Origin of the sequence: Streptomyces sp. NPDC091371, assembly GCF_040684275.1 — a bacterium.
In the GTDB taxonomy this organism is placed as follows: Bacteria; Actinomycetota; Actinomycetes; order Streptomycetales; family Streptomycetaceae; genus Streptomyces.
Map to the genome: position 1 here is coordinate 41,183 of NZ_JBFBFP010000053.1, position 8,414 is coordinate 49,596.

At 71.8% G+C, this 8,414-nt stretch carries 9 protein-coding genes; 4 read left to right on the plus strand and 5 right to left on the minus strand.

Annotation, left to right across the window (positions count from 1 at the left end):
* Nucleotides 1-4: 4 nt before the first annotated feature.
* Both msrA and AB0O21_RS35165 read left to right on the plus strand, forming a co-directional pair.
* Nucleotides 5-667, plus strand: coding sequence for a peptide-methionine (S)-S-oxide reductase MsrA (msrA, locus tag AB0O21_RS35160; protein ID WP_365178303.1), 663 nt, complete (start codon nucleotides 5-7; stop codon nucleotides 665-667).
* Between the two features lie 65 nt (nucleotides 668-732).
* On the plus strand, nucleotides 733-1,230 hold the full coding sequence (locus AB0O21_RS35165) for an SRPBCC family protein (protein ID WP_365178306.1): 498 nt from the start codon (nucleotides 733-735) through the stop codon (nucleotides 1,228-1,230).
* 16 nt (nucleotides 1,231-1,246) lie between these two features.
* Here AB0O21_RS35165 and AB0O21_RS35170 read toward each other — a convergent pair whose 3' ends face one another.
* On the minus strand, nucleotides 1,247-2,302 hold the full coding sequence (locus AB0O21_RS35170; RefSeq protein ID WP_365178308.1) for an NAD(P)-dependent alcohol dehydrogenase: 1,056 nt from the start codon (nucleotides 2,300-2,302) through the stop codon (nucleotides 1,247-1,249).
* 178 nt (nucleotides 2,303-2,480) lie between these two features.
* Between AB0O21_RS35170 and AB0O21_RS35175 the strand changes: the two genes are divergently transcribed.
* Nucleotides 2,481-3,401, plus strand: a complete 921-nt coding sequence (locus tag AB0O21_RS35175; RefSeq protein ID WP_365178310.1) for a helix-turn-helix transcriptional regulator — start codon at nucleotides 2,481-2,483, stop codon at nucleotides 3,399-3,401.
* Here AB0O21_RS35175 and AB0O21_RS35180 read toward each other — a convergent pair.
* From AB0O21_RS35180 to AB0O21_RS35190, 3 genes are all read right to left on the minus strand, one after another.
* Nucleotides 3,391-4,347, minus strand: coding sequence for a GNAT family N-acetyltransferase (locus AB0O21_RS35180; protein ID WP_365178313.1), 957 nt, complete (start codon nucleotides 4,345-4,347; stop codon nucleotides 3,391-3,393). The two genes, AB0O21_RS35175 and AB0O21_RS35180, sit on opposite strands and share 11 nt — an antisense overlap.
* A gap of 133 nt (nucleotides 4,348-4,480) precedes the next feature.
* Complete coding sequence (locus AB0O21_RS35185) at nucleotides 4,481-5,752, minus strand: Ig-like domain-containing protein (RefSeq protein WP_365178316.1); 1,272 nt, start codon at nucleotides 5,750-5,752, stop codon at nucleotides 4,481-4,483.
* 132 nt (nucleotides 5,753-5,884) lie between these two features.
* A complete protein-coding gene (locus AB0O21_RS35190) occupies nucleotides 5,885-6,178 on the minus strand; it encodes a hypothetical protein (protein ID WP_365178319.1) in 294 nt (97 codons plus the stop codon).
* Nucleotides 6,179-6,333: 155 nt separating this feature from the next.
* On the opposite strand from AB0O21_RS35190, the gene AB0O21_RS35195 reads away from it, so the two are divergent.
* Nucleotides 6,334-6,651, plus strand: coding sequence for a hypothetical protein (locus AB0O21_RS35195; protein ID WP_365178321.1), 318 nt, complete (start codon nucleotides 6,334-6,336; stop codon nucleotides 6,649-6,651).
* Nucleotides 6,652-6,717: 66 nt separating this feature from the next.
* On the opposite strand, the gene hutH is transcribed toward AB0O21_RS35195, so the two are convergent.
* Nucleotides 6,718-8,259 (minus strand): histidine ammonia-lyase, encoded by a 1,542-nt coding sequence (gene hutH, locus AB0O21_RS35200; protein WP_365178327.1) that lies wholly within the window; start codon nucleotides 8,257-8,259, stop codon nucleotides 6,718-6,720.
* Between the last annotated feature and the right edge of the window lie 155 nt (nucleotides 8,260-8,414).

Here is an 8,414-nt window from a genome sequence, read left to right on the forward strand (position 1 = left end):
ATCCATGTTCTCGTACCGCCGCACGCCCGAGCTCCCCACCCGCGAGGAGGCCCTGACGGGCCGCGCGGAACCGCTGTTCTCGCTGCCCGAGAAGCACACGGTCCTCGGCAACCCGCTGGCCGGCCCCTATCCGGAGGGCCTCGAGGTCGCGGACTTCGGCCTGGGCTGTTTCTGGGGCGCCGAGCGCAAGTTCTGGCAGACCCCCGGGGTCTGGACCACCCTGGCCGGCTACCAGGGCGGGTTCACCGAGAACCCGACCTACGAGGAGGTCTGCTCGGGCCTGACCGGCCACACGGAGGTCGTCCGCGTCGTCTTCGACCCCTCCCAGGTCTCGTACGCGACCCTGCTGAAGCTCTTCTGGGAGTCCCACAACCCCACCCAGGGCTTCCGCCAGGGCAACGACGTCGGCACCCAGTACCGCTCGGCGGTCTACACCCACTCCCCCGCCCACCAGCAGGCGGCGGAAGCCTCCCGCCAGGCCTACCAGCAGGTCCTGACCGGCTCGGGCTACGGCCAGATCACCACGGCCGTCCTCCCGGCGGCGGCCCGCCCGTTCTGGCCCGCGGAGGCCTACCACCAGCAGTACCTCGACAGGAACCCCGGCGGCTACTGCGGCATCGGCGGCACGGGCGTGAGCTGCCCGATCGGCGTGGCCGCGGCGGAGTGACCGGGCGGGCGGCTGCCCGTGACCCGGCGCATGCTCGGAGGTGGGGCTCCCGCAGGAGGTGCGTGATGACGCTGTCGGAGATCACGGAGAGTGTGCACGTGGATGCCACGCCCGACGAAGTGTGGGCCGTCGTGACGGACGTGCGGCGGCACACGGAGTTCGCCGGGCCGAAGAGCATCACCAAGGAGATCGAGTTCGAGGGGCCACTGGAGGTCGGGACCCGCTGGATGGCCCATGAGAAGTTCGGGCCGTCGAGCTTCGACGCTCCGTCGGAGGTGACGGCGGTCGACCGGGGGCACGATTTCGGATGGGTCTCGTTCCCTCCGATGAAGGAGGAGAAGCGCGGGGCAGGCGGCCGCGCGTACTGGGACTACCACCTGGAGCCCGAGGACGGCGGCACCCGCCTGTCCCACCACATGCGCGTCGAAGAGCCGGCCAAAGGCGCGCTGTCGCTGAAGGCGATGTACAAGGTGCTGAACCTGCCCAAGAAGCAGCGCGCGGCCATCCTCACGACGCTGGGGAACGTGAAGGAGGCCGCGGAGCGGCAGCACCTCGGGCGGTGAGCCCGGCGGGGCCGTGTCAGATCGTCGAGGTGTCGATCACGAAGCGGTAGCGGACGTCGCTCGCCTCGACGCGCTCGTAGGCCTTGTTGATCTGATCGGCGGCGATCAGTTCGATCTCCGCGCCCAAAGCGTGCTCGGCGCAGAAGTCCAGCATCTCCTGGGTCTCGGCGATCCCGCCGATCATCGACCCGGCCAAGGTCTTGCGGCCGCCGATGACCGAGAAGAGGTTGAGCGCGACGGGATCCTCCGGCGCGCCCACGTTCACCAGGGCGCCGTCGACCTTCAGCAGGCCGAGGTACGCGTCCAGGCCGAGCGGCGCGGAGACGGTGGACAGGATCAGGTCGAAGGTGCCGGCCAGCTTCTCGAAGGTGGTCTCGTCGCTGGTCGCGTAGTAGTGGGAGGCGCCCAGCCTCAGGCCGTCCTCCCGCTTGCGCAGCGACTGGGAGAGGACGGTGACCTCCGCGCCCAGCGCCGCCGCGATCTTCACGCCCATGTGGCCGAGCCCGCCCAGGCCGACGATCGCAACCTTCTTGCCGGGGCCTGCCTGCCAGTGCTTGAGCGGGGAGTAGAGGGTGATGCCGGCGCACAGCAGCGGGGCGGCGACGTCGAGGGCGAGGCCGTCGGGGATGCGGACGGTGTAGTTCTCGTCGACGACGACGTGGGTGGAGTAACCGCCGTACGTGGGCTCGCCGTTCTTGTCGAGAGCGTTGTACGTGCCGGTCGCGCCCTTCGCGCAGAACTGCTCGTCCCCGCGCAGGCAGTACTCGCAGGTGCGGCAGGAGTCGACGAAGCAGCCGACGCCCACCCGGTCCCCGACCGCGAACTTGGTGACAAGCGGCCCGACTTCGGCGACGACACCGGCGATCTCGTGACCGGGGACCATGGGGTAGATGCCCTCGCCCCAGCCGTCGCGGACCTGGTGGATGTCGGAGTGGCAGATGCCGGCGAACTTGATGTCGATGAGGACGTCGTGCTCGCCGACGGGGCGGCGCGGGACGGTGGTGCGCTCCAGCGGGGCCTTGGGGGCGGGGGTGGCGTAGGCGGCGACCTGGGTGACGGGCGTGGCGGGCATGGGGGTGCTCCTCGGCGGCGGTGCTGGGCTGGGGGTGTCTTCGTGGTGACAGGTTCCACCCTGCCGGGGCCCGCGGCGGGCACCCAGCCCCCTGTCCTGCCTAGGACTGGCGTACGTACCACTGGCGGGGTCAGGCTCAGCCCCGCGCCGTACCGGGCCGCCCGGTGATACTGGCCGTATGGACCAGCTTGATCAGCGTGCCGAGCTCGGCGAGTTCCTCCGCTCCCGGCGGGCACGGCTGCGCCCCGAGGACGTGGGCCTGCCGGACTACGGGCGGCACCGGCGCGTGCCCGGGCTGCGCCGCGAGGAGTTGGCGCAGCTGGCCGGGGTCTCCGTCGCGTACTACACGCGGCTGGAGCAGGGCGGCGGGCACAACGTGTCGGCGGAGGTCCTGGACGCGATCGCGCGGGCGCTGCGGCTGGACGGCACCGAGCAGGCGCACCTGACCCATCTGGCCCGCCCGAAGCCGCGCAGGCGCCGCCAGGGCCACCGCCCCCAGCAGGTGCGGCCGGAGCTGCGGACGCTGCTGGACGCGATGGACGGCGTACCGGCGTACCTGGTGGGGCGCCGGCAGGACGTCATCGGCTGGAACCGGCTGGCGGCGGCGGTCTTCGGGGACTTCGGGAGGCTCCCGGCGCAGGAGCGGAACCTGGTGCGGCTGGTGTTCCTGGACGAGGCGACCGCCGAGCTGTACGCGGACTGGGAGTGCCGGGCCTGCGAGGTCGTCAGCAACCTGCGGATGTACGCCGGCCAGAACCCGGACGACGAGCAGCTGTCGGCGCTGGTCGGGGAGTTGTCGGTGAAGAACGAGGAGTTCCGGCGGCTGTGGGCGGCGCACACGGTGGCCGACAAGACGCACGGGGTGAAGCAGCTGCGGCATCCGCTGGTGGGTGACTTGCAGTTGTCCTTCGAGACGCTGCGGCTCCCGGACGACCCGGCGCAGGCGCTGGTGGCCTTCCACGCGGCGCCGGGCTCCCCGTCGGCGGACGCGCTGCGGCTGCTGGCGTCGTGGTCGGCCGCCGGGGAGGCGGCCAAGGCGGGGTCCGGGGCACGGCAACCGGCCGCCGGCCCCGCGTCCGGTCCGGCGGCTACAGCTTGAGCTGGAAGATGCCCGCGGCCCGCTCCCGCCGGTAGCCCACCGCCTCGTTCACGGCCCGCATGGGGGCGTTCTCGTCGGCGACCGTGGTGGCGATCTGCCGCAGCGCGGGATACCGCCCGGCCAGTTCGGCCTCCATGCGCAGCTTCACCACGCGGCCCAGCCCGTGGCCGCGGTGCCCGGGGACGACGACCGTGTCGTACTGGAGGGCGCGCGGCCCGGAGGGGTCCGCCAGGGCGACCTCCGTGTACGCGGCGACCTCGCCCGCCGCGGTCACCGCCGCGACCGTGACCATCTCGCCGCCCCGGTCGAGGATCAGCTGCTGCGCCGCGTGCAGCCGCTGCGCGGTCCAGGACTGGGTCTGCTCGTCCATGTCCCCGCTCGGCGCGTCCTCCATCGCCCCGTGGGCCGCGGCCGCCGCGGGGGCCCAGCCGTCGGGCACCAGGCCGTGCCAGGTCAGCAGCTCGTAGCCGGCGGGCGCGGCCGGGCCCGGCGCCGGGGTCCCGACCGGGAGGTCCCGTACGTACCAGGCCAGGGGCAGTACGTTCTCGAATCCGAGGGACTGCGCGAACCTGCGGCCCGGGCCGTCCAGGTCCACCATCGCCGAGACCGAGGTCCGGTCCTGCGCGAGCAGCTCGGCGCGGACCCGCTCCCACAGGGCCGTGCCCACACCGCGCCGCCGCGCCTCCGGTCGTACGGCCAGCACGTCGAGGAACGCCGTGTGGGTGTTGCCCTCGTCGGTGAAGAGGAGCAGCGCGGCGACGCCCTCGTCGGCCGCCCAGCACACGTGCCGCGCCCGGGCCGGCCGTACCCGCAGCCGCCCGGCGGTCTCGGACCGGGTGGGCGCGGGCACGTCCGGCAGGTCGGTGCTCTGCGCGGCGGCGAGGACCGCCGTCCAGGCGTCGACGTCGGTGTCGGACGGGGGCAGGGTGAGGGATCTGATCATCATGCTCGGGACCTTAATCGGGCCCCTGCTCCACCGCTCGGGGGTTTTCGTCGGTGCGGGCCGCCAACGCGGAAGGCGGGGACCCCCGAGGGATCCCCGCCTTCCGCACCGCTTCGGACCGAGCGCGCCGCAGGCGTCAGGCCGAGCCGGCCTTCCAGTCCGCCCAGCTCATGTTCCAGCCGTTGAGGCCGTTCTCGGGGGTGATGGTCTTGTCCGGGGAGTTGACCACGGTGACCACGTCGCCGATGAGCGAGTTGTCGTAGAACCAGGCCGCCGGCTGGTTCGGGTCGTTCGCGCCCTTGGCGTCGTTCAGGCCGACACAGCCGTGGCTGGTGTTGACGTTGCCGAAGACGGAGTCGGCGCCCCAGTAGTTGCCGTGGATGAAGGTGCCGGAGTTCGACAGCCGCATGGCGTGCGGGACGTCCTTGATGTCGTACTCGCCCTTGCCGTCCTCGTCCGTGAAGCCGACGGTGGCGCCGTTCATCCGGGTCTCCTTGAACTTCTCGGAGATCACCATCTGGCCGTTGTACGTCGGGTTCTCCGGGGAGCCCGCCGAGATCGGGATGGTCTTGAGGACCGCGCCGTCACGGGTGACCGTCATCTTCTTCGTCTTCGCGTCGACCGTGGAGACCTGGCTGCGGCCGATCTTGAAGGTGACGGTCTTGCTCTGGACGCCCACGACGCCGGGAGCGCTCTGCACGCCTTCCAGCGCGAGCTTCATGGTGACGGTGGAGTTCGCCTGCCAGTAGTTCTCCGGGCGGAAGTCCAGGCGCTGCGTGCCGAACCAGTGGCCGACGACTTCCTGGCCGCTGCTGGAGGAGACGGAGATGGCCGCCTGGACGGCCTTCTTGTCCCGGATCGGCTTGTTGAAGGTGATCGAGACCGGCATGCCCACGCCGACGGTCTGGCCCTCTTCCGGGACGAACGAGCCGACGAAGCTGTTCTCCGGGGAGACCGTGGTGAACGAGGCGTTCTCGTGCGCCTCGCGGCCCGCCTCGTCCTTCGCGGTCGCCGACAGGGCGTACTTCGTGGAGCGCTTCAGCGCGCCGTCGGGCTTCCAGCTCTTGCCGTCGGCGGCTATCTTGCCGGCAACGGCCGTGCCCTCGGAGGTCTTCAGCTCGACCGCGGTGAGCGTGCCGTCGCTGACGGCGACGGTGGTGGAGTCGTTGAGGCCGACGTTGGCGGCGCCGTCCTTGGGCGTGATCGTTATCTTGGCCTTGGACGTGTCCTTGGCCGCCGCGGCGTCCACGTCCGCCTGGGACTTGCTGCTCTCGCTCGCGTTCGCGTTCGGCTTGTCACCGCCTCCGCCGTTGCACGCCGAAAGCACCAGTACGCCGCCGAGCACGGCGGATATGGCCACCAGGGACCTTCTCCGCCGCTTGCTGTCCGTCCTCACACGCCACTCCATCGTTGCCGGAAACCCCGAGGCTGCCGTCCCGGGGTTGGCCGGGCAGGGGGATGGCCCCCCTGCCTCGCCATGACAACGCGGTAACGGCGCGGATCGGTTCCACATTCCGTTCGGATGTGGGCAACCACACGGTCAGGCGTTGTCGGGTTGTTCGTCGAAGTCCCCATCTTCCTCGTCGATGTCCCACTCCATTGACTCGGGGTCGTATTCGACGGGTTCGCTGCTCCAGGAGGCCTGCGCGAGCTCCACTCCGGGGATCTCGGCGACCAGGTCGGTGGGGTCGACGAGGTAGGCGAGGGCCTCCGATTCGTCTTCCCTGACGGCGGCTTCGGCGTGCCCGCGCTCTTCGTCCGGCATGAACTCGTCGGCCTCGATGTGTGCGAGCGCGGCTCCGGTGAGTGCCTGGGAGTCCGGCACTTCCAGCACCAAATCCACCCGAAGCCGTAGATAACGTGATGTCTCAGAAGGGTTCATACGACGGAGAGTAAGCCCGCGGAACCCCCGACTTTCCCACGACCCGCCCCTTTCCGTAGCATCACCGCACACGGCCAATTCGCTGCTGCCACAAGGGGGATCGCACCGTGTCCGCACGCCGTCCGCTGCTCACCGCTCTCGGAGCGACCACCCTCCTCGCCGCCCTGTGGTTCGTGCCCTCCGCGGGCGCCACCGCCCCCGGGCCCGCGACGGGCCGCTCCGGCGCGCCCGCCGCCGCCGACACCGCGCCCGCGGGCACGCCGGCCCCGCGAAGGGATTCCGCTACGGACCCGCAGCAGGCGTCCCTGACGCTGGCCGACACCGGCTCCCCCGACACCACGCCCTACCTCCTGGGCGGCACGGTCTTCCTCGGCATCGGGGCCGGCTTCGTCACCTTCTCGGTACGCCGCTCCCGCGCCCTCTGACCACACGACGCGAAGGGCCGCCCGGGATCGGATCCCGGGCGGCCCTCACGCACGTACGGCCGGACGTCAGGCGAGCGGCCCCGTCTCCGTCTCCACCGCGGCGACGAGAGCACCCGTACGGATGAACGCGTCAGCGGCGGCCAGGTCAGGCGCGAGGAAACGATCCGGCCCGGGGCCCTGCACGCCCGCCGCGCGGGCGGCCGCGATCGCCGCCCGGCTCGCCGGGGCCGCGGTGAGCCCGTGGCGCAGTTCGATGGCCCGGGTGGCCGCGTACAGCTCGATCGCGATGATCCGCGTCAGGTTGTCGACGGCCGTACGGAGCTTGCGCGCGGCCGACCACCCCATGGAGACATGGTCCTCCTGCATGGCGGAGGAGGGGATCGAGTCGGCGGAGGCCGGCACCGCGAGCCGCTTCATCTCGCTGACCAGGGCGGCCTGCGTGTACTGGGCGATCATCAGACCGGAGTCCACGCCGGCGTCGTCCGCGAGGAACGGCGGGAGGCCGTGCGAGCGGTTCTTGTCCAGCAGGCGGTCGGTGCGCCGTTCGGCGATCGACCCCAGATCCGCGGCGGCGATGGCCAGGAAGTCCAGGACGTAGGCCACGGGCGCGCCGTGGAAGTTGCCGTTCGACTCGACGCGACCGTCGGGCAGCACCACCGGGTTGTCGACGGCGGAGGCCAGCTCACGGGAGGCCACCAGGGCGGCGTGCGCCATGGTGTCGCGGCCCGCGCCGGCGACCTGCGGGGCGCAGCGCACCGAGTAGGCGTCCTGCACGCGCGGCGCGGACTCCTCCTGGAAGTGCCCGGTGAGCCCGGAGCCCTTCAGGACGGCGGCCATGTTGGCGGCGGAGGCACCCTGGCCGGGGTGCGGGCGGATGGCGTGCAGCTCGGGCTGGAGCACCTTCTCGGTGCCGAGCAGGGCCTCCAGCGTCAGCGCGGCGGTGATGTCGGCGGAGGTGTACAGCTTGGCGAGGTCGGCGAGGGCCATGACCAGCATGCCGAGCATGCCGTCGGTGCCGTTGAGGAGGGCGAGGCCCTCCTTCTCGCGGAGCTCGACCGGCTCGATCCCGGCCTCGGCGAGCAGCTCTCCGGCGGGGCGGACGGTCCCGTCGGGGCCCTCGGCGTCGCCCTCGCCCATGAGCGCGAGCGCGCAGTGGGAGAGCGGCGCGAGGTCGCCGGAGCAGCCGAGGGAGCCGTACTCGTGGACGACGGGGGTGATGCCCGCGTTGAGCAGGTCGGCCATGGTCTGGGCGACGGAGGGCCGCACGCCGGTGTGGCCGGAGGCCACGGTCTTGAGCCGGAGGAACATCAGCGCCCGGACCACCTCCCGCTCCACGCGCGGGCCCATGCCGGCGGCGTGCGAGCGGACGATGTTGCGCTGGAGCTGGGCGCGCAGCTCGGGGCTGATGTGCCGGGAGGCGAGTGCACCGAACCCGGTGGACACGCCGTAGACGGGCTCGGGCTTGGCGGCGAGGCCCTCGACGATCTCGCGGGCGCGGGCGAGCGCGTCGAGCGCGTCCGCGGACAGCTCGACCCGTGCGTTGCCGCGGGCGACGGCGATGACGTCCTCGGCGGTGGTCCCGGACGTCCCCACCACGACAGTGTGCATATCCATATTCAGCACCCTACGGATTGAATCGCTTCATGTCACTAGTGAGTTCCACCAGGACCCCTTACGGGCGGTCGGCGGGACTGGATTGCCCGCAGGGCAATTCCAGCCCCGCCGGCGTTTGAGGCGCGGGGTCTGGGGCTCCGCCCCAGACC

Bases quoted from the DNA above. Each gene is read 5' to 3' on its own strand.
- msrA (WP_365178303.1), top strand. From the start codon at position 5: ATGTTCTCGTACCGCCGCACGCCCGAGCTCCCCACCCGCGAGGAGGCC.
- AB0O21_RS35165 (WP_365178306.1), top strand. From the start codon at position 733: ATGACGCTGTCGGAGATCACGGAGAGTGTGCACGTGGATGCCACGCCC.
- AB0O21_RS35170 (WP_365178308.1), bottom strand. From the start codon at position 2,302: ATGCCCGCCACGCCCGTCACCCAGGTCGCCGCCTACGCCACCCCCGCC.
- AB0O21_RS35175 (WP_365178310.1), top strand. From the start codon at position 2,481: ATGGACCAGCTTGATCAGCGTGCCGAGCTCGGCGAGTTCCTCCGCTCC.
- AB0O21_RS35180 (WP_365178313.1), bottom strand. From the start codon at position 4,347: ATGATGATCAGATCCCTCACCCTGCCCCCGTCCGACACCGACGTCGAC.
- AB0O21_RS35185 (WP_365178316.1), bottom strand. From the start codon at position 5,752: ATGGAGTGGCGTGTGAGGACGGACAGCAAGCGGCGGAGAAGGTCCCTG.
- hutH (WP_365178327.1), bottom strand. From the start codon at position 8,259: ATGCACACTGTCGTGGTGGGGACGTCCGGGACCACCGCCGAGGACGTC.